General features: G+C 71.2%; 18 protein-coding genes. 16 read left to right on the forward strand and 2 right to left on the reverse strand.

Features of this window, described 5'->3' with window-relative positions; translation table 11 throughout:
• Positions 1-14: 14 nt before the first annotated feature.
• On the reverse strand, positions 15-710 hold the full coding sequence (locus J2X21_RS25575) for a cache domain-containing protein (protein ID WP_310332966.1): 696 nt from the start codon (positions 708-710) through the stop codon (positions 15-17).
• Here J2X21_RS25575 and J2X21_RS25580 point away from each other — a divergent pair.
• The 6 genes from J2X21_RS25580 (at position 618) to J2X21_RS25605 (ending at position 5,660) form a co-directional block, all read left to right on the forward strand.
• Complete coding sequence (locus J2X21_RS25580) at positions 618-1,058, forward strand: acyl-CoA thioesterase (RefSeq protein WP_310332967.1); 441 nt, start codon at positions 618-620, stop codon at positions 1,056-1,058. The genes J2X21_RS25575 and J2X21_RS25580 overlap by 93 nt on opposite strands.
• Positions 1,055-1,768 carry a nitroreductase gene (locus J2X21_RS25585; RefSeq protein ID WP_310332968.1) on the forward strand — a complete coding sequence of 238 codons (714 nt, stop codon included), beginning with the start codon at positions 1,055-1,057 and terminating at the stop codon, positions 1,766-1,768. Before J2X21_RS25580 ends, J2X21_RS25585 begins: the two co-directional genes overlap by 4 nt.
• 2 nt (positions 1,769-1,770) lie before the next feature.
• Entirely contained in the window at positions 1,771-2,751 is a 981-nt protein-coding gene (locus J2X21_RS25590; protein ID WP_310332969.1) for a 2-hydroxyacid dehydrogenase, read from the forward strand.
• An 8-nt stretch (positions 2,752-2,759) separates the two neighbouring features.
• Positions 2,760-3,551: a hypothetical protein gene (locus J2X21_RS25595; RefSeq protein ID WP_310332970.1), complete on the forward strand. Its 792-nt coding sequence runs from the start codon at positions 2,760-2,762 to the stop codon at positions 3,549-3,551.
• A gap of 208 nt (positions 3,552-3,759) precedes the next feature.
• Complete coding sequence (locus J2X21_RS25600; protein ID WP_310332971.1) at positions 3,760-4,971, forward strand: sensor histidine kinase; 1,212 nt, start codon at positions 3,760-3,762, stop codon at positions 4,969-4,971.
• On the forward strand, positions 4,968-5,660 hold the full coding sequence (locus J2X21_RS25605) for a LytR/AlgR family response regulator transcription factor (RefSeq protein ID WP_310332972.1): 693 nt from the start codon (positions 4,968-4,970) through the stop codon (positions 5,658-5,660). Before J2X21_RS25600 ends, J2X21_RS25605 begins: the two co-directional genes overlap by 4 nt.
• On the opposite strand, the gene J2X21_RS25610 is transcribed toward J2X21_RS25605, so the two are convergent.
• Positions 5,655-7,163, reverse strand: coding sequence for an FAD-binding oxidoreductase (locus J2X21_RS25610; RefSeq protein ID WP_310332973.1), 1,509 nt, complete (start codon positions 7,161-7,163; stop codon positions 5,655-5,657). The genes J2X21_RS25605 and J2X21_RS25610 overlap by 6 nt on opposite strands.
• Before the next feature lie 100 nt (positions 7,164-7,263).
• On the opposite strand from J2X21_RS25610, the gene J2X21_RS25615 reads away from it, so the two are divergent.
• The 10 genes from J2X21_RS25615 to J2X21_RS25660 all read left to right on the forward strand — a co-directional run bounded on the left by J2X21_RS25615 (position 7,264) and on the right by J2X21_RS25660 (position 21,515).
• The gene (locus tag J2X21_RS25615) at positions 7,264-8,631 is read left to right on the forward strand and encodes a DNA recombination protein RmuC (RefSeq protein WP_310332974.1); all 1,368 of its coding nucleotides are present in this window, start codon (positions 7,264-7,266) and stop codon (positions 8,629-8,631) included.
• Positions 8,628-9,791, forward strand: a complete 1,164-nt coding sequence (locus tag J2X21_RS25620) for an MFS transporter (protein ID WP_310332975.1) — start codon at positions 8,628-8,630, stop codon at positions 9,789-9,791. The genes J2X21_RS25615 and J2X21_RS25620 overlap by 4 nt, the downstream gene beginning before the upstream one ends.
• A gap of 23 nt (positions 9,792-9,814) precedes the next feature.
• Positions 9,815-12,814 (forward strand): CHAT domain-containing protein, encoded by a 3,000-nt coding sequence (locus tag J2X21_RS25625; RefSeq protein WP_310332976.1) that lies wholly within the window; start codon positions 9,815-9,817, stop codon positions 12,812-12,814.
• A gap of 11 nt (positions 12,815-12,825) precedes the next feature.
• Positions 12,826-13,437 carry a FecR family protein gene (locus J2X21_RS25630; RefSeq protein ID WP_310332977.1) on the forward strand — a complete coding sequence of 204 codons (612 nt, stop codon included), beginning with the start codon at positions 12,826-12,828 and terminating at the stop codon, positions 13,435-13,437.
• Positions 13,434-16,370 carry an EAL domain-containing protein gene (locus tag J2X21_RS25635; RefSeq protein WP_310332978.1) on the forward strand — a complete coding sequence of 979 codons (2,937 nt, stop codon included), beginning with the start codon at positions 13,434-13,436 and terminating at the stop codon, positions 16,368-16,370. Before J2X21_RS25630 ends, J2X21_RS25635 begins: the two co-directional genes overlap by 4 nt.
• Before the next feature lie 9 nt (positions 16,371-16,379).
• Entirely contained in the window at positions 16,380-16,727 is a 348-nt protein-coding gene (locus J2X21_RS25640) for a hypothetical protein (protein WP_310332979.1), read from the forward strand.
• A 313-nt stretch (positions 16,728-17,040) separates the two neighbouring features.
• Positions 17,041-17,244 carry a hypothetical protein gene (locus tag J2X21_RS25645; protein ID WP_310332980.1) on the forward strand — a complete coding sequence of 68 codons (204 nt, stop codon included), beginning with the start codon at positions 17,041-17,043 and terminating at the stop codon, positions 17,242-17,244.
• A gap of 31 nt (positions 17,245-17,275) precedes the next feature.
• The gene (locus tag J2X21_RS25650; protein WP_310332981.1) at positions 17,276-20,251 is read left to right on the forward strand and encodes an ATP-binding protein; all 2,976 of its coding nucleotides are present in this window, start codon (positions 17,276-17,278) and stop codon (positions 20,249-20,251) included.
• Positions 20,252-20,335: 84 nt separating this feature from the next.
• Positions 20,336-20,599, forward strand: coding sequence for a DUF1127 domain-containing protein (locus J2X21_RS25655; protein WP_310332982.1), 264 nt, complete (start codon positions 20,336-20,338; stop codon positions 20,597-20,599).
• 79 nt (positions 20,600-20,678) lie between these two features.
• Positions 20,679-21,515, forward strand: coding sequence for a class I SAM-dependent methyltransferase (locus J2X21_RS25660; RefSeq protein WP_310332983.1), 837 nt, complete (start codon positions 20,679-20,681; stop codon positions 21,513-21,515).

Raw genomic sequence — 21,515 nt, forward strand, 5'->3', positions numbered from 1 at the left:
CCGGTGTCGCGACCTTACTTGTAGATGCCGCCGCAGACGATGGTTTCGTCCAGCCGCTCGCAGTACATCTGCTTGGGCTCTACCTTCTTGGTCGTCGGGTTGGTGAACTTGTAGTCCTGCCAGAAGCCGCCCGGCTTGGATTTGCCCAGCTCCACACGCTCCTTGATGAAGGGCTTGCCGTCGATGTCCTTCAGGTCGATCAGGTCGCGACCCACCATCTTCTCGTTGGCACCGTGGGCAAGGCCTTTGCCGTCCAGCCCGTAGACGACGAGATAGAGGTCGTGCTTGATGAACTGCGGATCCTTGGTCGTGATGGCTGCGTAGCCCTTGTCCTTGCCGTTCGCCTTGATGAAGGCGATGCCCTTCTTGACCATCGCGACCGCGTCGTCCTTGGTCGCGTTCTGCGCCTGAGCGGCCGGGGCTGCGAACAGGGTGACCACAGCGAGGGCAAGACCTGCCACGGGGATTCGCTTCATGAGGGTGCTCCTTTCCGAGCGGATGGGGGATCCAGGCGGTTCGGGCCAGTTTCTCTCCGGGAAAACGGAATCAGCAAGTGCATATGCCGCAAACAGACCCCTAAAAAACAACCACTTCGGGCCGCATGGAAGAATGAGGCCATGACCGCACGCCCCCAGCCCGACGCCCGCGAGGCCTATGCCCGCTTCGTGCCGCTGACCACGCGCTGGATGGATAACGACGTCTACGGCCATCTGAACAACGTCGTCTACTACAGCCTGTTCGATACCGCCGTGAACCGCCTGCTCATCGAGGCCGGCGCGCTGGACATCCATGCGGGCGGCGTCATCGGCCTGGTGGTCGAGACGCACTGCAACTTCTTCGAGTCGCTGGCGTTCCCGCAGCGCATTGATGCCGGCGTGCGCGTGGCCCACCAGGGGCGCTCCAGCGTGCGCTACGAGATCGGGCTGTTCGCCGAAGGCGCGCCGACCTGTGCCGCCCGGGGTCATTTCGTGCATGTCTATGTAGACCGCGAGACCCGCCGCCCGGTGGCTGAACTGCCTGCCGCCTACCTGCAGGCCCTGAAAGACCTGACGCCATGAAGCGCTTCGACACGCCCACGCCCGAACAGACCGCCGCGGTCGACGCGGCCATCAAGACCCGGCACTCGCTACGCGCCTTCCTGCCCACGCCGGTGCCGCGCGCGACCGTTGAACAGATCCTCGAGGTCGCTTCCTGGGCGCCGTCGGGCACCAACACCCAGCCCTGGCAGGTGCATGTGCTGACCGGCGCGGCGCTCGAACGCGTGGCCGGCCGCATTCAGGCAGCGTACCTCGACGCCGAGCAGAACGCGGCCCACAAGGAGGAGTACGCCTACTACCCCAACGAGTGGCGCAGCCCCTACATCGACCGCCGTCGCAAGGTGGGCTGGGACTTGTACGGCCTGCTGGGCATCGCCAAGACGGACAAGGCGCGCATGCAGCACCAGCACGGGCGCAACTTCATCTTTTTCGACGCGCCGGTGGGGCTGTTTTTCACGATAGACCGCGTCATGCAGCAGGGCTCGTGGCTGGACTACGGCATGTTCCTGCAGAACGTCATGGTGGCTGCTCGCGCGCGCGGCCTGCACACCTGCCCGCAGGCCGCGTTCACGCAGTTCCACCGCCTGATCGCTGAAGAGCTGCAACTGAACGAAGAGCAGATGCTGGTCTGCGGCATGTCGCTGGGTTTTGCCGACCCGGCCGCCGTGGAGAACAGCCTGGTCACCGAGCGGGCGCCGGTGGCTGAGTTCGCACGCTTCCTGGAGGAGTGACCATGCGCAAGAAGGTTCTCGTCGCGCGCCGCGCGCCGGCCGCCGTCATCGAGAAGCTGTCGGCCCAGTTCGACGTGGACGCAGTCGATGGCGCCACGGTGCTGACGCCCGCCGAGCTGCGCGAGCGGCTGCAGGGCAAGGACGGCGTCTACATCACCGGCACCGAGCGCATCACGGCCGAGCTGCTGGACGCCTGTCCGCAACTGCGCGCCGTCTGCACGATGAGCGTGGGCTACAACCACATCGACCTGGCCGCCTGCACGGCGCGCCGCGTGCTGGTCACCAACACGCCCGATGTGCTGACCGAGACCACCGCCGACCTCGGCTTCGCGCTGCTGATGGCCGCCGCCCGCCGCATGAGCGAGGGCGAACGCATGCTGCGCGACGGCCAGTGGAAGAGCTGGGCGTGGGACTTCCTGGCCGGTGCGGACGTGCACGGCACCACGCTGGGCATCCTGGGCATGGGCCGCATCGGCCAGGCCATCGCGCGGCGCGGCCGCTTCGGCTTCGGCATGCGGGTGGTCTATCACAACCGCAGCCGGCTGCCGGCCCAGATCGAGACCGAGCTGGCCGCACGCTTCCTGTCCAAGGACGAGTTGCTGGCCGTGGCCGACCACCTGGTGCTGGTGCTGCCGTACTCGGCCGAGTCGCACCATTGCATGGCCGCGCCTGAGCTGGCGCGCATGAAGCCCACGGCCACGCTGGTCAACATCGCCCGCGGCGGCATCGTCGACGAGAACGCACTGGCCGCCGCGCTGCGCGAGGGCCGGCTTGCGGCGGCGGGCCTGGACGTCTTCGAAGGCGAGCCCCAGGTCAACCCCGCGCTGCTGACGCTGCCCAACGTCGTACTGACCCCCCATATCGGCAGCGCCACGATGCCCACCCGCCTGGCCATGGCCGGCCTGGCCGCCGACAACCTGGTTGCCGCGCTGACCGGCGCGACGCCACCCACCCCGCTGAACCCCGAAGTCCTGCCCCTGTGATCCCCGTGATGAAACGCCGTCTGCTGTACGTCCTCGCGCTGCTGCCCGCCCTGGCCCTGGCCCAGAAGAAGGCCACGCCACCGCCCACGCCCGAACCCGCCGCCGTTGAGGACAAGACGCCCCGCGACCCCAACAAGTTTGCCGCGCTGTCCCTGCTGGGCGACAGCGTGCAGCTGCTGAACCTGACGCCCGCGCGCGGCGACACGGTGCAGACCGGCGAATGGACCGCCAAGCCGACCGGCGGCCTGGACAACGCGGTGCTGCAGGCGCTCAACATGGCCGTCAAGGCCAGCGACGAGAAGCGGGAGATCAAGCTCTACACCTCGTCCACGCGCAGCCTGTTCGGCGATCCGGCCAAGCTGTTCGTTGATGGCAAGCTCAGCCTGCCCGGCAACCTGGCCGCCGCCGTGCGTTCGGCCGGTGCCGGCAAGCTGTTGTTGGTCACGCGCAGCGTCCAGGAGCCGGGGCTGATCGCCACGCTGCCGGCGCGCATCCTGTCCAGCCTGGAAGGCCCCGGCTTCGTGCTGGACCAGCGCCCCAGCGGCCAGATCGGCTTCGACGGCCAGGCGGGCCTGCCGGTGCTCGCGCCCTATGTGTCCATCCGCGTCGCGCTGATCGACCTGGGCGACCTGCGGCTGCGCCGCGAGCAGTCGCTGGCCGTCGGCAGCCGCCTGCCCGTCACGCGCGAAGCCGCCGCGAACCCCTGGGCCGCAACGACGCCCGAGCAGCGCGTGCAGGCGCTGGAGGCGCTGATCGAGGCGGAGCTGCCCAAGGCGGTGGCGGGGTTGGTCGCGCCCTGAGCGGCGTTCGTCCCGCGGGTGCCACGTTCGTCGCATGGCGGCGGCGCCGCATCTGCTGGGTGAGGATGCTGTCGCCCGGCGTCTTGCAAGGTGCGAGCGCGGTGCAGGAGGGATGATGGTGCAAGCGGCAACGAGCAACGCGAGCGAGGCGGCCGGCAGCGAGCGACAGGCATACAGCGCGGTCAGCTTCTGGATCGTGATTGGGATAATGGGACTGTTGGTGATCGGCGTGCTGTCGCGGGTGTTTCCCGGCGCGAGGCTGGCCGAGTTCGGGACGCTGGCGGGCGGTTTTTGGGGCGTGACGCTTGCGCTGGCCTACGTGATGCAAGGCGGTGGGCTGCCAGGCTACAGCCGCGACGTCGGGATGTTCGCCAGCTACCGCCAGTGGACGTGGCAGCTCACGCTGCTGCTGATCTATGTGAGCGCGCTTCTCGTGGGGATCATCCCGTTGGTCGTCGATGGGGTGAGCGCGTCAGCCAGCAAGTTCATGCTGCTGGTGCTGCTGCTGGTGCCCGCGCTGTTGCCCTTTGACGCCTGCAGTTGGTGGCTCGCGCGCCATGTGGGCGATCGCCCGACGATGCAGCAGGCACTGTCGATGTGGCTGCCCGCGCTGCTGGTGTCCATGTTGGCATGCCTGATCGTGATGAAGGTGATCCAGCTGTCGTCGGCCGGCCTGTTCAAGCCGGTCCACTTCTTCTTCGGTCTCGCGGCGGGTCCGTTGTACCTGCTGACGTTGGTGGTCCTGCACCGGGCCACGCTGAGCTGGCACGCCCGCATCGGCCAGGCTGACCAGCGCGCCGACGCCGCCGACACCGCCCGCCACCTCGCCGAGGCACGCCTCGCCGTGCTGCAGGCGCAGATCGAGCCGCACTTCCTGTTCAACACGTTGGCGACGGTGGAGTACCTGATCAAGAGCGAGCCGGACAAGGCGGGCGTGCTGCTGAACCAGCTGACCCGCTACCTGCGACTGGCCATGCCGTCCATGCGGCAGCTGTCGTCCACGCTGGGCCGCGAGTTCGAGCTGACCGATGCGTACCTGCAGATCGCCAGACTGCGCATGGGCGGCCGGCTGCAAGTGGACGTGGAACTGCCCGACGCGCTGCTGACCACCGGGTTCCCGGCGCTGGTGGTGCAGACGCTGGTGGAGAACGCCATCAAGCACGGCGTGGAGCCTAAGCCGGGGCCCGCGCACATTCGCGTGTTCGCGCGGCAGGTGGGGAGCGAGCTGCATGTGGGCGTGCAGGACAACGGCGTGGGCCTCAGCGGCGTGATGGCGCCTGACGGCGGCACGGGCCTGCAGAACGTCCGTGAGCGCCTGCGCGGCCTGCATGGCGAGCGAGCGCAGCTGTCCGTCGTGGGCCTGGCCGATGGCGGCGTGCTGGCCACAGTGGTGGTGCCGCTGGAGAAGGAGACTGCATGACGACCGCCATCCTGGCCGACGACGAGCCCTTCATGCGCGCCGCGCTGCGTGAGCGGCTGGCGCAGCTGTGGCCGGAACTGCGGTTGTTGCAGGAATGCGAGGACGGCATCCAGGCCTTGCAAGCCATCCAGCGCCTGAAGCCTCAACTGGCGTTTCTCGACATCCGCATGCCCGGCCTGACCGGTCTGCAAGTGGCCGAAGCGCTGCAGGGCGTCGACACGCGCGTCGTCTTCGTCACCGCCTACGACGCGCATGCGGTGGACGCCTTCGAGGCGCAAGCCGCGGACTATGTGCTCAAGCCCGTGGAGCTGCCGCGCCTGGCCAAGACGGTGGCGAGGCTGCGTGAAGCGTTGATGGAGCCGGCACGGCGCGACGACTGGCTGCAGGTGGCCGTGGGCAGCCAGGTGCGGCTGCTGCATGTGGACGATGTGCAGTATTTCGAGAGCGACAGCAAATACACCCGCGTCGTCGCGCCGGACTGCGATGGTCTGATTCGCGTGTCGCTGAAGGAACTGCGGGAACGGCTGGACCCGGCCAGCTTCATGCAGGTGCATCGCAGCATCGTCGTCAACCGGCGCCATGTGCACGGCGTGCACCGCGTGGACGACGCGCTGGAGCTGGAGATCAAGGGGCGGATGGAGCGGCTGAAGGTATCCGCTCAGTACCACCCGCTATTCAAAGCCCTATAGCGCCGGCAGCGCCTTGAACACGCCCGCCGGATCCCACGCCTGCTTCACCTGTCGCAGCCGCGCGAGGTTGGCGCCGTAGTAGGCCTCCGCCGGCTTGGCCAGCAATCCGTCCAGGTAGTTCACATAGGCGCCGCCGCTGCTCCATGCGGCCATGGTCGCGCGCATGCCGTTGGCCCAGGTGGCGGCTTCGTCCAGCGTGGCGGCGGCGCTGCCGGCCGGGTACTCGGCCAGGTATTGCGCGCTGAACAGCGCACGGCGGTGCGGGAAGGCGGTGGCGTCGGGCGCCACGCGTGCGATGGCGCCGCCCATCAGGTTCAGCAGCGCGGCGCCGGGACGGCCACTGCCGCGGCGCTGCTGCAGCGCGTCGCCCAGCGCCGTGGTGCCAGCCGTGTTCAGCGGCGTGTCGAAGAAGTCCGAGCTGGCCGCCATCGCCACGCGGCCCAGCACGCCGCTGGTGTTCTGGCTGGGCAGGTGGCATTGCGCGCGGCTCAGCGTGGCGCAGCTGCCCAGCATGACGTCGCGATAGGTGCGCGCCTGCAGCATCGCGTCGGGCGGTGTGCGGCCGATGCGCGCGAGCAGACCGTTCCAATGCGGTTGCACCGCCGCGGCGTCGCCGATGGCGATGCCCCACAGATAGGTGCTGCCGCCGTTCAACGCCAGCTGTGACCAGACCGTGTCCGGCAGCGTCTGCGGCCAGGCCTGCCAGGCGCTCAGCACGGCCGGCAGTTCGGCCTGGGTGAACGTGGCGCCGAACTGCACCAGCGGCTGCACCGCATGGGTCTGGAAGGTCAGCGACGTGACCAGCGCGACCTGTCCGCCACCGCCGCCGCGCAGCGCCCAGAACAGGTCGGCGTTCTGCGTCGCGCTGCAGTCCAGTTGGCGGCCATCGGCCGTCACGACGCGCGCGGACAGCAGCGCGTCGCAGGTCAGGCCGTGGGCGCGGTCCAGCACGCCGACGCCGCCGCCCAGCGTGATGCCGGCGATGCCTACCGTCACGCAGCTGCCCGATGAGAGGCAGCGGCCATTGCTGATCAACGTGTCGTAGATGTCCACCAGCTTGGCACCCGCGCCGACGGTCACACTTTCGCCATCCAGCTGCACGCCGTCCATCGCGCCCACGTCGATGAGCAGCGCGCTGCCGCTGCTGGCACCCAGGTAGCTGTGGCCGCCGCTGCGGGTGGTGAATGCGAGCTTTTGCTGCTGCGAGAAGGTCAGCGCCGCGGCGATGTCGGCGGCGCCGCTGCAGCGGGCGATGGCTTGCGGCTGCTGGCTGTCGTAGCGCGCGTTGGCGGCGCGGGCCACGCGGTCGAAGTCGATGGCGCCCGGGCGCAGCAGGCTGCCTTGCAGCTGGCGGGAGAGGGCATCCCAGTCGACGCCGCTGGCGGGTGGTGGGGCCGGCGGGGGAGGCGGCACTGCCGAATCGCCACCGCCGCCACCGCAGCCCGGCAAGTTCAGGCCGATGGCTGCAGCGCCGCCCAGCGTCAGGAACTGTCTTCTCTCCATGTTGTCTCCACAGATACCAGAAAAAGACCAATGACAGCACTTTATGTGATACCAATAAAAGACCAATGTAAAACTTGCCGTGAAGGCGACAATGGCCGGCATGAGCCTGATCGATGTGTTGCTGCTGGGCCTGCTGGCCCTGATCCTTGTCCTGCTGTTGCTGATCTGGGCTCGTCAAAAACCACAAGCGGGCGTCGCGCCCGAGCTGTTGCAGAGCAACGAGCGGCTGGAGCGCGAACTGCGCGACGAACTGGGCCGCAGCGCCAGCGGCACGCGGCAGGAGCTGGTGCAGGGGCTGGCGCAGTTCCAGCAGGTGCTGGCGCAGGGGCTGCAGGGCAGCAACCAGTCGCTGGCACAACAGGCGCTGGCCGCACGCGAGGCGCAGGACGCCGCCGCGCTGCGCAGCGTGCAGGCGCAGGCCGAATCCATGCAGAAGCTGAACGACGCGATGCGCGAGCAGCTGCAGGTGCTGTCCAAGACCAACGACCAACGGCTGGCCGAGCTGCGGCTGACGGTGGAGCAGCGCCTCACCGCCATCCAGCAGGACAACGAGAAGAAGCTGGAGCAGATGCGCGCCACCGTCGACGAGAAGCTGCACGCGACGCTGGAGCAGCGCCTGGGCGAGAGCTTCAAGCAGGTGGCCGAACGGCTGGAGCAGGTGCACAAGGGCCTGGGCGAGATGCAGAACCTGGCGCGCGACGTGGGCTCGCTGAACCGCGTGCTGACCAACGTGAAGACGCGCGGCGTGTTCGGCGAGGTGCAGCTGGCCGGCCTGCTGGACCAGGTGTTCACGCCCGAGCAGTACGCGGCCAACGTGGCGACGTTGCCGGGCTCCAACGAGCGCGTGGAGTTCGCCATCTCGCTGCCCGGCCAGCGCAACGACGGCAAGCCGCTGTGGCTGCCCATCGACGCCAAGTTCCCGCGCGAGGACTACGAGCGACTGCTGGATGCGCAGGAGCGCGCCGATGCAGCCGCGGCTGAGGCCGCTGGCAAGGCCATCGAGAACCGGCTGCGCCTGGAGGCGCGCACCATCCGCGAGAAGTACATCGGTCCGCCGCACACCACCGACTTCGCCATCCTGTTCGTGCCCACCGAAGGCCTGTACGCCGAGGCATTGCGCCGCCCGGGCCTGCTGGAGAGCCTGCAGCGCGAACACAAGGTCATGCTGTGCGGTCCTACCACGCTGCTGGCGACTCTCACCAGCCTGCAGATGGGCTTCCGCACGCTGGCGCTGGAGAAGCGCAGCGCCGAGGTCTGGGAGGTGCTGGGCGCCGTGAAGACCGAGTTCGGCAAGTTCGGCGACGTGCTGGCCAAGGCCAAGAAGAAGCTGGAAGAGGCCGGCAACACGCTGGACGCCGCAGAGGTGCGCACGCGCGCGATGACGCGCAAGCTCAAGACCGTTGAGGCGCTGCCCGATGACGCGGCCCAGCAGTTGCTGCAGCTGAGCCTCGGCGAGGACGCTGAGTGAGCGACGCTGCGCCAGCGCCGCGAAAAGGCCTGCGCGACGCCTTCGTGTGGCTGGTCGCCACCATCATCTGCGTGCACGCCTGCATGGCCACCACGCGCGTGACGGCCAGCCTGTGGGTGCTGGGCCAGGGCTATGGCGAGGCGTCGGTGGGCATGCTGCTGAGCCTGTTCGCGGTCGCGCCCATCGTGTTGTCGCTGTGGGCGGGCCGGCTGGCGGACCGTCACGGTTTCCACCGCCCGGTGGGTGTGGGCGTCGCGATGGCTTTTGCCGGCGCGCTGCTGACGCTGCTGATTCCCAAGCTGTGGGCCATCGCCACCGGCTGCCTGCTGTGCGGCGGGGCGGTGGCCGTGGCCGCCGTGGCGCTGCAGCGCGAGGCGGGCCTGATGGCCGATGAGCCGGGCGAGCTGAAGAAGATCTTCAGCTGGATGGCGCTGGGGCCGGCGATGTCCAACGCGCTGTCGCCCATCATCGCGGGCCTGCTCATCGACCACATCGGCATGACGGCCGCGTTCGCGTTCGCGACGCTGCTGCCTCTTGTGGCCTGGGCGCTGGCCCGCAAGGTGCCGCGCAACCCGCCCAAGGTCTACACCAAGAGCTTCCGCGAGCCGGCGGCCTGGGACCTGTTCCGTCTGCCGGCCTACCGCCGCCTGCTGCTGGTCAACCTCGCGCTGTCGGCCGGCTGGGACGCGCACAGCTTCGTCGTTCCGGTGGTGGGCCATGCGCGCGGGCTGTCGGCGGCCAGCATCGGGCTGGTGCTGGGCAGCTTCGCGGCGGCCGCCACGGTCGTGCGGCTGGCCATCGTGCGCTTTGCCGACGACATCGACGAGGCCAAGGCGCTGCGCGCCGCGATGACGCTGGCCACGCTGACCTTCATCGCCTACGCCTGGCTGCCCGGCACGCTGGGCCTGATGATCGGCTCGGCGCTGCTGGGCGTGGCGCTGGGTTCGGTGCAGCCCATGATCCTGGCCATGCTGCACCGCGCCACGCCGCCCGACCGCCACGGCCAGGCGCTGGGCCTGCGCATGCTGACGCTGAACGGAGCGACCGTGGGCATGCCCGTGGGTTTCGGCATGCTGGCCGCGGCGACCGCGCTGGCGGCCCCCATGTGGGTGATGGCCGGGGCGCTTCTGCTCGCACAGTTTCCAGCCCGCAAGCTCTAGCATCCAGGGCCTGGAGGTGGCCCATGCGCAATTGGATGTGGGCGGCGGCCGGCCTGCTCGCGGCGACGACCGCGCTGGCCCAGGTCGACGATGAGGACGCAGGCGAATCGGCGATGGCTCTCATGCCTGCCGCCGAGGCGCAGGCCTTGCTGGCCAGGCCCTTGCCGGCCGATCCGACCGCACGGGTGGAGTTGCTGAAGCAGCAGGTGCGCGCGGCGCAGTCGCTGGAGCAGCGCGGCCGCTGGGTGGAGCTGCTGGCCGAACTGGCGCAGCTGGTGCGCCAGCAGCCGGGTGCCGAGACCTGGGTGCGGCAATACCTCAGCGCCGAGTTCGTCTGGGGCAGCTCCGGCAAGGGGCTGACGGTGGCCGATGCCTATGCCACGGACACCTCGCTGAGCCCGTCGGTGCGCGCCGTGGCCGCGTTGCGCCAGGTCTATGCGCTGTCGCAGGCCCGCGACCGCGCGATGCTGGACCGCGCCTGGCAGCGTGCGCAAAGCCTGACCAAGCAGGCGCTGGAGAGCCGCGGCGACAGCGACCCTACCGGCACGCTGCTGCTGCAGGTGGACCGGCTGCAGGTGCGCTCCGAGGTCGAGCGCTGGGACGGCCGCCTGGCCGACGCGACCGCGACGCTGCGGGAGGCCGTGCGGTTGGCACAAAAGGGCGTGGAGGACGCGCGGCGCATGGGGGCGTCGCCGCGCGACCCGGCGCTGCTGGACGTCTACGGCTGGTACGACGGCTCGCAAGGCATGCTGACCTATGCGCTGGTGCGCCAGGGCCGCGCGCCCGAGGCGGTGCAGATCGGCCAGAGCAACCTGGCGCTGTGGCGCGCCGGCCAGATCACTGACGCCCAGGGCGCGCGCTGGAGCTACCGGCTCGCGCAGGCCCAGGTCGCATCGCGCCAGTACGCCGCCGCGCTGGAGAACGCGCAGCGCTCCGACGACATGCTGCAGCGCGCCGGCGCCAGCCCGGCCAGCCATGCGCGCTGGCTGGCGCGCCAGGAGCAGGTGCGCTCGCTGATCGGCCTGCGCCGCTGGGCCGAAGCCGATGCGTTCTACCGCGAGTTCCTCGGCAGCCTGCCGGCCGACAGCCTTGCCCGCGACCGTGCCAGCGACTGGCGGCTGCGTGCGCTGCTGGCCGCCAAGAACGGCCGCTTCGACGAGGCGCTGGAGACCGTCGAGCGCATCCATCGCTTCCGGCTGCGGCTTTACGGTGAGGCTCACCCGCAGACGCAGGAAGCCGCCGGCGTGCGCGCGCTGGTGCGCGTATTGAAGGGCGACATGGCCGGCGCCTGGAGCGACTACCAGCCGCTGTTCGCCGCGATGCTGGATAGCCCCGGCGGCTGGCAAGACCTGGACCTGGCCGGTGCGCGCGGCTTTGCGCTGGGCCTGGCCTTCGACGAGTTTCTGCGCGAGATCTCCGCGCGTGCCCAGCGAGGCGACAAGCTGGAGCCCGCGTGGCTGGACCGCGCGATGCAGGTGGCCGACCGGCTGCAGACCGGCAGCACGCATCGCGCGCTGGTGGACGCCAGCGCCCGCGTGCGCGCCGCCACGCCGGCGCTGCGCGCGCTGCTGGAGGAGGAACAGACGCTGCGCAGCGCGGCCGCCGCCAAGGCCGGCGCGATGAGCGGCACGCTGAACGAGGAGGACCGTCTGCGCCGCCGCAACAGCAGCGACGAGACCAAGGCCGAGCTGAAGGCGCTGCCCGATGCGGAGCGCAAGAAGCGGCAGAAGGCCATGGCCGACGAACTGGCCGCCGTGCGCGAACAGGTGCGCCAGCAGCGTGAGCAGGTGCAGGCGGCGCGCGAGGCGCTGACGGCGCAGCGCGAGCGTGTCGCCAAGGCCTATCCGGCCTATGCCGACCTGGTCACGCCCACGCTGCCGGCGCCGGCCCAGTTGCAGAAGCTGCTGTCGCCCGGCGAGGCGTTGCTGGTCGTGCACCCGCTGGAGAACGCGACGCTGGCCTGGCTGCTGGTGCCGGGCGAGGCCACGCGCTTCGGCGCGTCGGCCATCGGTGCGGCCGGCTGGGCCGACAAGGTTGGGCAGATCCGCACGGCGCTTGACCTCAGCACCGGCCGGCCGCCCACGCTGCCGGTGGCGTTGCTGCACGAGGTCTGGCGCGAACTGGTGGCGCCGCTGCGGCCGGGCGCCGACATCAAGAGCCTGCTGGTGGCCGCCGATGGCGCGCTGGCCGGCATGCCGTTCGCGGCCGCGCTGACGGCGCCCGAGCCCGGCGCCTTCGTCGCGCGTCACATGGCCGTCACGCAACTGCCGTCTGCCGGCGCGCTGTACGCGCTGCGCCGTGCGGCCTCGCCCACGCCGGCGCCCAAGCCGCTGTTCGGCGTGGGCGATCCGCTGTTCAAGTCCACCGCGAAGGCGGGCCGCGCCGCGCTGGGCGCGGGCGCGACGAAGTACGACGCGGCCTGGGGCTTCAGCTATGGCGACATCCCGCCGCTGCCCGAGACCCGCGCCGAGCTGACCGCGCTGGCCAAGGCCGTGGGCGCCAACGCGCAGACCGACCTGCTGCTGGGCGCTGCCGCCACGCGCGATGCGGTGCTGGCCGCACCGCTGGCCGACCGCCGGCTGGTCGCCTTCGCCACGCACGGGTTGATGCCGGGCGAGCTGCCGGGCGTGTCCAAGCCCGCCTTGGCCTTGGCGCCGGGCAAGGACGCCGGCGCATCGCCGCTGCTGGAGCTGGACGACGTGTTGACGCTGCGCCTGAACGCGCAGGCCGTGCTGCTGTCGGCCTGCAACACGGCCGCGGGCGAGCAGGGCGGGGCGGCCATGTCGGGCCTGGTGCGCGGCTTCTTCTTCGCCGGCGGGCGCTCGGTGCTGGCCACGCACTGGGCCGTCGAGACCGCGTCTGCCGCTGCGCTCACGTCCGCCACCTTCTCCGCACAGGCGCCGCGCGCCGAAGCGCTGCGCCTCGCTCAAGTGGGGATGATCGAAGGAAAACTCGGTGGCGGCCGCTGGGCGCATCCGTTCTACTGGGCGGGCTACGCCCTCTTTGGCGATCCTTCTCGATGAGAACCTTTGAAATGCGCGCCTTGCTGTTGTCCTTGTCCCTGCTCAGTTCGGCGGTTCTCGCCCAGACCGCCTGCGAGGTCGCGGCCGTCAGCGGCGACGCGCAGCGCACCGACGGCAAGGCGCTGGCCGTGGGCGACAAGCTGGACGTGGGCACCACGCTGCGCACCGGCGCCGGCGGCCGCGTGCGGCTGAAGTTCACGGACGGCTCCGTCGTCGTGCTGGCCGACAAGAGCCAGCTGCGCATCGAGGCCTTCACGGCGCCCGCGGGCCAGCCGCGTGCGGCCGAGCTGCTGCTGGAGTTGGGCCTGGTGGGCCAGCGCGTCACGCCGTCGTCCGGCGGCAGCTGGCGCGTGCGCACGCCCACCGCCGTGACCGCCGTGCGCGGCACCGAGTTCAGCGTGGAGGTCGGCGACGACCGCGCCACCGCCGTGCACGTGAAGACCGGCGAGGTCGACGTGGAGCCCAGCGGGCCGCAGACGCGTGGCATCAAGCCGCGCTACCCGGTGCGCCTGGCCAAGGCCTTGAACGGCACGCAATGCGATGCGGCCCAGTGCACCGCCGCGGCGGCCTGGACGGCGGACCGCGTGGCCCGCACGCAGCAGCGGCTGGGGTCGTTGGATTGAAACGTCTATTTGCGTTTGGGCTGATCGCCCTGGCGGCTGCGCTGCTGGGCCTGACCGTGCTGGCAGGCCGCGCCGACGTGTCGGCCTTCGAGCGCCTGGACCACTGGACGCTGGACCTGCAGACCTTCTGGCGCGGGCCGCTGAAGGCCAGCGACGAACTGCTGCTGGTGCGCGTGGACGATGCGGCGCTGGAGGCGATGGGCGGCCGCGTGCCGGAGCGCGCCGACATCGCGCGCGCCGTGCAGGCGCTGACGGCGGGCGGCGTGCGCGCCATCGCGCTGGACTTCCTGCTGCTGCCCGGCGCTGGCCCGGATGCCGGCAGCACCGCGCTGGCCGCGGCCATGCAGGCCGGCGGCAACACGCTGCTGCCGTTCTCGCTGCCCAATGACGGCGCGCCGCAGGCGCAGCCGGTCCCGGCGCCGGTACTCGCGCATGCGCTGCTGCGCTACGAGGACGAGGCCGCGCTGGCGCGCAGCGAGAGCTACTACCGCGCGCTGCGGCTCGTGGCGCCGGAGCCCGCGCTGGCGGCCGCGGCGGCGGGTCTGGGCCACATCACCGCGCGTGTCGACACCGATGGCAGCCTGCGCCGCGATCTGCCGCTGCTGCGGCTGGACGGCGAGGTATACCCGTCGCTGCCGCTGCGCCTGGCCGCGTTCGTGCGCGGCGTGGACTGGGCCTCGGTGCGGGCGCGCTTCGGCGCCCATGTGCAGGCGGGCGACACGCTGCAGCTGCGCCTGGATGAGCTGTCGCGCCTGGGCGTCAACTACTACGGCCAGAGCGGCAGCTTCGACAGCATCGGCTTTGCGGACCTGCTGGCCGGCCGCGTCGACCCGGCGCGCCTGCGCGGCCGCATCGCCGTGGTGGGCGTGGCGGCGCTGGCCGCGGGCGACCACCTGCCGTCGCCGTTTGACGCGCGCCTGCCCGGCATGGAGCGCATCGCCACCGTCACCGACAACCTGCTGACCGGCCGCAGCCTTGTGCGCCCGGCCTGGGCGGGCGCGCTGGAGCTGGCCGCCGCGCTGCTGCTGCCGCTGGGGGCCGTGCTGCTGCTGGCCCGCCGGCCGCTGGGTGTGGCGCTGCTGGGCATAGGCGTGGTCGTGGTGCTGCTGCTGGCGGGCGCGCAATGGGCGTTCGAGCGCCATCACTGGGTGTTCTCGCTGGCGCCGCCGCTGCTGGCACTGGCCGTGGCCACGCTGGGGGCCAGCGCGCTGCGCGCGAATCTGGAGCAGGGCCAGCGGCGTGATGCCGCCCGCCGCCTCGCCGCCAGCGAGCAGCGCTACGCGCTGGCCGCGCAGGGCGCCAACGACGGCCTGTGGGACTGGGACCTGGAGGCCGGCGAGGTCTATTACTCGCCGCGCTGGCTGGCGCTGATGGGCTTGTCCGCCGCCGAGGCCGGCACCGACATCTCGGCCTGGACGCGGCCGCTGGAGCCCACGCAGGCGCAGGCCTTCGACGACGAGCTGAAGGCCCACCTGCGCGGCGAAAGTCTGCAGTTCCACCATGTGCTGCAGTTCCACCAGGGTGGGCAGGAGCGCTGGCTGCTGGCGCGCGGCCTGGCCGTGCGAGACGGTGGCAAGCCGGTGCGCATGGCCGGCTCGCTGACCGACATCTCCGAGAGCCAGCGGCTGCAGCGCCAGATCAGCTTCGACGCGCTGCACGACCGCCTGACCGGCCTGGCCAACCGCGTGCTGTTCCGCGAGCAGCTGACGCAGCTGCTGGGCGGCGTGCCGGCACCCGAGACCGGCCTGTTGCTGCTGGGCCTGGACGGCTTTCGCGCGCTGAACGAGTCGCACGGCCCGGTGGTGGGTGATGCGGTGCTGACCGAGCTGGCCGCGCGGCTGCGTCTGGCCTTCGGCGCCCGCCATCTGGTGGCGCGGCTGGGCCCCGACGAGTTCGCGCTGCTTCTGGCCGGTGGCGACTCGGCCTCCGACCTCGCGCGCCGCGTGCAGGACCTGCTGCAGCAGCCGTTCAACGTCGCCATGCCCATGCTGCAGCTGACCGCCGGCATCGCATGGGCGCAGCGCCGCCACGGCCCTTCCAGCGCCGACGAGCTGCTGGCCGCCGCCGAGGGCGCGCTGGCCCGCGCCAAGTCGGGCGGGCCGGGGCAGTCGCACGAGTTCGATCCGGCCGAGCAACTGGTGGAGCAGTCGCGACGCTGGCTGCGCGACGCCATCGACACGGCGCTGGCCGCGGGCGACCAGTTCGAGCTGCACTACCAGCCCTTTGTGAGGCTGGGCGACCGCGCGCTGCTGGGCTTCGAGGCGCTGATCCGCTGGCGGCACCCGACCAAGGGCCTGATCATGCCGGGCGACTTCATCCCGGTGGCCGAGGCCAGCGGACAGATCGCCGCCATCGGCCGCTGGGCACTGCTGGAGGCCGCCGCGCAACTGCGGCGCTGGCAGCCGCTGGGCTTCACCGGCGAGGTGGCCGTCAACCTGTCGGGCGTGCAGCTGGAGCGCGACACCGAGCTGCTGGCCGACGCCCGCGCGACGCTGGCGGCGCTGGGCGAGGTGCCCACGCACCGGCTGAAGCTGGAGGTCACCGAGAGCATGGCGATGGCCAACCCGCAGCGCAGCGCCGAGGTGCTGCAGGAGTTGGCGCGCATGGGTTTCAAGCTGTCCATCGACGACTTTGGCACTGGGTACTCGTCGCTGGCCTATCTGCACCGCTTCCCGTTCGACACGCTGAAGGTGGATCGCAGCTTCGTCATCCGCCTGCACCAGGGCCGCGAGGCGCAGGAGATCGTCCGCACCATCGTGGGCCTGGGCGCGGCGCTGGGCAAGCAGACGCTGGCCGAGGGCGTCGAGGACGAGAAGCAGGCCGAGTTGCTGGAGCAACTGGGCGTGCAGGTGGGCCAGGGCTGGTTGTTCGCGAAGGCGCTGCCCGAGGCGCAAGCGACCGAGGCGATCAAGAGCGCGCCGTGGCGGCGCTGAGGTGCGCCCGTGCCCGGCAAGATTCACATTCGCGTTCCCGGTGCCGGCGAAGACCTGCAGCGCTACTTTGCTGCGCTGGCGCAGCGCGATGACGAATTCCGTCGGGCGCTGGATCTCAGCGTCGCGGAGTTCGATGCGCTGGCCCAGCTCACCGAGGTGACGGTGACCGGTGTCGAGACCGGCGGCGCAGGTGTCGTCGTGAGCTATAGCGTGGCATGGGAGGCCTTTCACGCCTGTGCCGACCAGAACATCTCAGGCCGGCATGCGCGCATCGCCCGCGGGCGGGTCGAGCGCGGCGACTGGGTGTTCGAGGTGGCCGCATCGCTGCCGGAACGGCACGCCGCGGACGAGTTCTGACGCCCGCCGGGAGGCGGCTTGGCGTCAAGGTGAATCCTCACGCTAGAACCGCAAGGCATGGCCCGTGGCCCCGTTGGCATATGACCTGACGTGATGGGCCTCTGACAATTTGTGCGGGCCTTGCCCCCTGCACGTCCTCCCCGTGCAGGCCGTGGCTTGGTGGCCGCGGGTTCGCCTCAGGCTTCTGGCCTGGGGCGCCTTTTCCGCCCAGGCGGACAACGAGGGAGGTGGGTCGCGTCTTCTCATCGATACCCCACGGGGTGATGTGCGCTGCGACTTGGACGTCGACATCCGCATGCAACGAGGATCTCTGATGAACGCCGCTCGCACCGCTTCCTTCATCCAACATCTGCCGCGCTGGATCGCCATGCCCGCCTGGAAGGCGGCCGACCGCGAGCGGGAGCGGCGCGAAGCCGTCGACCGCCGCCGCGCGCTGGACTTCCTGTGCGGCGTCGAGGTCCGCGAGAGCAGCGTGGACGAATGGCAGGACACCGTGGCGGCCTTCGCCGCGCGCTAGGCGCCCATCCGGTGCTCGACCGGCGCCCCACATGACCACCCGCTTCCTGTTGTTCGGCGCACCGTCGGTGGTGCAGGAGGGCGCCATCGTGGCGCTGCCCAGTGAGCGAGGCAGCCAGCTGCTGGTGCTGCTGGCGCACCGGCGCGGCTGGGTCGCGCGCAAGGAGCTGGCCGCGCTGCTGTGGCCCGAGCACGAGTCCAAGCTCGCGCTGACCAACCTGCGCAAGACGTTGTTCCGCCTGCAGGAGCGGCCCTGGGGCGCCGCGCTGGACGTGCTGCCCGGCGCGGTCCGGCTGGAGGTCGACACCGACATCGCCGCCTTCGATGCGGCGGTCGGCAACGGCGAGCGCGGCCCGGCGCTGGAGCTTCGCCGCGGCCCGTGGCTGCAAGGCTTCGATGACGATGCCAACGAGCCCTGGACCGCCTGGCTGCGCCTGGAGCGCGGCCGACTGCAGGCGGCGTGGCGCGCCGTTGCGCTGGAGCATGTGGCCGACCCGCTGACCGACGCCGCCCAGGGGCTGCAATTGGCGTCGCGCCTGCTGGAGGACGACCCGCTGGACGAGGCTGCATTGGGGGCACAGATGGAGAAGCTGGCGCGCAGCGGCCAGGCCGCGCGGGCCCGGCAGGCCTACCGGGATTTCGCGGCGCGCATGGCCGATGAACTGGGCCTGGCGCCGGGCGCACAGCTGCAGGCGCTGCATGACGGCCTGGGCGTGGCGAGCAGCGCGGCGCCCATGCCGGCGCCGGTGGCGGAGCTGGCCGGCTTCGTCGGCCGCGCCGGCGAGCGGCGCCACATCGCCGAACTGCTGGCGCGTGACGATGTGCGCATGGTCTGCGTGACGGGCCCCGGCGGCATGGGCAAGACGCGACTGGCGCGCTGCGTGCTGCACGACCTCGCCGCCTCGCACGGCCACGACGCTGTCTTCGTGCCGCTGGAGGACTTGCTCAGCATGCAGGATGTGGCCACGCGCATCGCCCGCGAGCTGGGTCTGGCGCTGCAGGGCAGGGCGTCGCCGCTGGAGCAGTTGTGCACGGCCCTGCGCGAGCGCGCCACGCTGCTGGTGCTGGACAACTTCGAGCAGTTGGTGGCGGAGGCGGCACTGCTGGGCGAGCTGCTGGCTGCCTGCCCGCGGCTGAAGGTGGTGGTCACCTCGCGCGTGCGCCTGGGGCTGGCCGGCGAGCAGCTCTTCCCGCTGGAAGGCCTACCGTGTCCGGAGCCGGAAGACGGCGACCGGCTGGAGGCCTTCGATGCGGCGCGGCTGTTCATCGCCGCGGCGCAGCGGGTCCAGCCGGCCCTGTCGCCGCAGGCCGAGGCTGCCGCCATCGTGGACATCTGCCGTCAGCTCGACGGCCTGCCGCTGGCGCTGGAGCTGGCGGCCGCATGGACGCGCGTGCTGCCCTGTGCGGCCATCGCGGCCGAGCTCAGCGCCGGCACCGAGCTGCTGCGCGCGGACGGCGCCACGCATCCGCCGCGCCACGCCAGCATGGAGGGCGTGTTCGAGCAGTCGTGGCTGCGGCTGGTGCCGGCCGAACGCGACGCGTTGGCGCGGCTGTCGGTGTTTCGCGGCGGCTTCACGGCGGAGGCCGCGCGAGCCGTTGCTGCTGCGGCGCTGCCCGTGCTGGGTGCGCTGGCCGACAAGTCGCTGCTGCGCCGGGACGGCCCGCGGCTGGCGCTGCACCCGCTGGTGCAGCAGCTCGCGGCACACAAGCTGGGCGAGGCCGCCTGGCGCGACACGCGGGCCGCGCATGCCGCCTACTTCCAGCACCGGCTGGTGCAGTGCCGCAGCGCCGCCGAGGCGGGCGACCGTGCCAGCCTGCGGGCCATCGACACCGACCTGGAGAACTTCCGCCTCGCCTGGCAATGGGCGCTCGAGATCGGCCCGACCGACGCCGTGCCCGGCTGCGCCGAGGCGCTGCTGGCCTACTTCGACCACCGCGGGCTCATCGAGGACGGGCTGCGCTGGATGCTGGACGCCGTGGCCATGCCGCGCGTGCAGGCCGATGCCGCGCTGCACGTGCTGCTGCAGAGCCGGGCCGCGCACCTGAGCTACCGGCGGGACCGGTACGCCGAGGCGGAGCGCCTGGCCGCGCAGGCACTGGAGCGCATTGACCCCGCCGAGCCCGAGAGCGCCGCGCGCATCCAGGCGCTGACGGTGCTGGCCGCCTGCGCGCTGCGCGTCGGCAGGCTCAACGAAGCGCAGCGGCGCTACGAACAGCTGCTGGCCCGCGTGCGCTCCGAAGGGCAGCCGCGGCAGATCGCGGGCACGCTGGACAACCTGTCGTTGGTGCACAAGCGGCTGGGACATTACGACGAGGCGTTGCGACTCTCGCTGGAGTCGCTGGAGCAGCACCGCCGCATCGGCCATGGCGCCGGCGTCGCGCTGTGCCTGAACAACCTCGGCGCGCTCTACATCGCCCGTGGCGAGCCCGCCGCGGCCCAGGCGCCGCTGCAGGAGGCGCTGGCGCTGAGCGCGCGCGACGGGCTGGCGAACACGGCGAGCATGGTCTACACCAACCTGTCGCATTCGGCGCTGTACCTCGGCGACCTGGCCGGCGCGCGCGAGCACGCGCAGCGTGGGTGCGAGAGCGCCACCGCGGTGGGCAACCGCAGCGTGAGCGCCTGGATACAGGCGCACCGCGCGCGCGTCTCGGTGCGCGAGGGCGATCTCGCCGAGGCCCGCGCCGCGCTGACCGAAGGCCTGTCCACGGCCATCGCGCTGGGTTCGCCCTCGCTGCTGGCGCCGGGTCTTATGGCGTTTGCCGAACTGGTCGACGCGCAAGGCCATGCCACGCTGGCGCGGCGCTGCCTGGCCCATTTCGCCGACCTGCCCGACCTGACGCGGGCAGACCGCGACGAGATCGGTGCCCTGCTGGCGGGCCGCGGCGGCCTGCCCGCCGGTTCGCCGGCTTGGCCGGGCGTGGCCTTGCCCGAGCTGCTGAATCGCATCGTTGGCGAAGCATCCCAACAGCATCTGGCGCTGATCGCGCAGCTAACCGCGGTGCATTGACCGGCGCCTGAGGGCGCTTGCGGGCGTGGAACGCTCGCGGAACGCACCCCTTTGCAAAGTTCGTTTCCTCGCAAGGAACGAACGATGCACATCCCCACCATCTCCCTGAACCCCGGGCCGGCCACGCTGGCCGTGCGGGCCTGCCATGACGGCGTGCTGGTCCTCGGCCGCCTGTGCCTTCGCTGGCTGCGCCTGCGCCGCATGCAAACCACCGCCCGCACGCTGGGCCGGCTGGACGACCGCGTGCTGCGCGACCTGGGCCTGGACCGCAGCGAACTGCTGTCGGCCAGCGCCGAACTGCACGGCCTGGCGCGGCGCGATCGCCGCCCCAGCCTGTTCGGGCGCTGAGCACTCCCTTTTCACAACCTCCTGCTTCGGCGGGGCATTCCCATGCGGCTGCGGCCGCCCCAACCCTCAAAAGCCACCCATGACCACCTTGATCGAACCCACCCAAGCCATCACCCCCGATTTCGCTGCCATCAAGCAGCGCCAGCAGGCCGCCTGGTCCAGCGGCGACTACGCCGTCGTCGGCACCACGCTGCAGATCGTGGGCGAAAACCTGGCCGAAGCCGCCGATGTGCGGGCCGGCGAACGCGTGCTGGACGTGGCCGCCGGCAACGGCAACGCCACGCTGGCCGCGGCACGCCGCTTCGCGCAGGTCGTCTCCACGGACTACGCCCCCTCGCTGCTCGACAAGGGCCGCGCCCGCGCGCAGGCCGAAGGTCTGGCCGTGGAGTTCCGGACCGCCGACGTGGAGGACCTGCCGTTCGACGACGCCGTGTTCGACGTGACGCTGTCGACCTTCGGCTCCATGTTCGCGCCCGACCACGAGCGCACCGCAAGTGAGATGCTGCGCGTGACGCACTCCGGCGGCCGCATCGGCCTGGCCAGCTGGACGCCCGACAGCTTCATCGGCCGCCTGTTCAAGGTGATGGGTGCCCATGTGGCGCCGCCGGCCGGCGTCAAGCCGCCATCGCTGTGGGGCAGTGAGGAGCATCTGCAGGCTTTGTTCGGCGCCCAGGCCTCGCACATCCAGTGCCAGCGCCGCGTCTTCAATTTCCGCTACGCGTCGCCCGCGCACTTCGTGCAGGTGTTCCGCGACTACTACGGCCCCACGCACAAGGCCTTCGCCGCGCTCGACGCGACGGGTCAGCGCGCGCTGGAGCGCGACCTCCATGCGCTGATGGACGCGATGAACGCGGCCGGCGCAACGTCGCTGGTGGTGCCCAGCCACTACCTCGAAGCCGTCATCACCAAGCGCTGA

The organism is Roseateles asaccharophilus (assembly GCF_031458115.1).
Taxonomy (GTDB): Bacteria; Pseudomonadota; Gammaproteobacteria; order Burkholderiales; family Burkholderiaceae_C; genus Pelomonas; species Pelomonas asaccharophilus_A.

Bases quoted from the DNA above. Each gene is read 5' to 3' on its own strand.
- J2X21_RS25660 (WP_310332983.1), top strand. From the start codon at position 20,679: ATGACCACCTTGATCGAACCCACCCAAGCCATCACCCCCGATTTCGCT.
- J2X21_RS25580 (WP_310332967.1), top strand. From the start codon at position 618: ATGACCGCACGCCCCCAGCCCGACGCCCGCGAGGCCTATGCCCGCTTC.
- J2X21_RS25625 (WP_310332976.1), top strand. From the start codon at position 9,815: ATGCGCAATTGGATGTGGGCGGCGGCCGGCCTGCTCGCGGCGACGACC.
- J2X21_RS25615 (WP_310332974.1), top strand. From the start codon at position 7,264: ATGAGCCTGATCGATGTGTTGCTGCTGGGCCTGCTGGCCCTGATCCTT.
- J2X21_RS25630 (WP_310332977.1), top strand. From the start codon at position 12,826: ATGCGCGCCTTGCTGTTGTCCTTGTCCCTGCTCAGTTCGGCGGTTCTC.
- J2X21_RS25650 (WP_310332981.1), top strand. From the start codon at position 17,276: ATGACCACCCGCTTCCTGTTGTTCGGCGCACCGTCGGTGGTGCAGGAG.
- J2X21_RS25600 (WP_310332971.1), top strand. From the start codon at position 3,760: ATGGGACTGTTGGTGATCGGCGTGCTGTCGCGGGTGTTTCCCGGCGCG.
- J2X21_RS25585 (WP_310332968.1), top strand. From the start codon at position 1,055: ATGAAGCGCTTCGACACGCCCACGCCCGAACAGACCGCCGCGGTCGAC.
- J2X21_RS25645 (WP_310332980.1), top strand. From the start codon at position 17,041: ATGAACGCCGCTCGCACCGCTTCCTTCATCCAACATCTGCCGCGCTGG.
- J2X21_RS25590 (WP_310332969.1), top strand. From the start codon at position 1,771: ATGCGCAAGAAGGTTCTCGTCGCGCGCCGCGCGCCGGCCGCCGTCATC.
- J2X21_RS25655 (WP_310332982.1), top strand. From the start codon at position 20,336: ATGCACATCCCCACCATCTCCCTGAACCCCGGGCCGGCCACGCTGGCC.
- J2X21_RS25595 (WP_310332970.1), top strand. From the start codon at position 2,760: ATGAAACGCCGTCTGCTGTACGTCCTCGCGCTGCTGCCCGCCCTGGCC.
- J2X21_RS25605 (WP_310332972.1), top strand. From the start codon at position 4,968: ATGACGACCGCCATCCTGGCCGACGACGAGCCCTTCATGCGCGCCGCG.
- J2X21_RS25575 (WP_310332966.1), bottom strand. From the start codon at position 710: ATGGCCGTAGACGTCGTTATCCATCCAGCGCGTGGTCAGCGGCACGAA.
- J2X21_RS25610 (WP_310332973.1), bottom strand. From the start codon at position 7,163: ATGGAGAGAAGACAGTTCCTGACGCTGGGCGGCGCTGCAGCCATCGGC.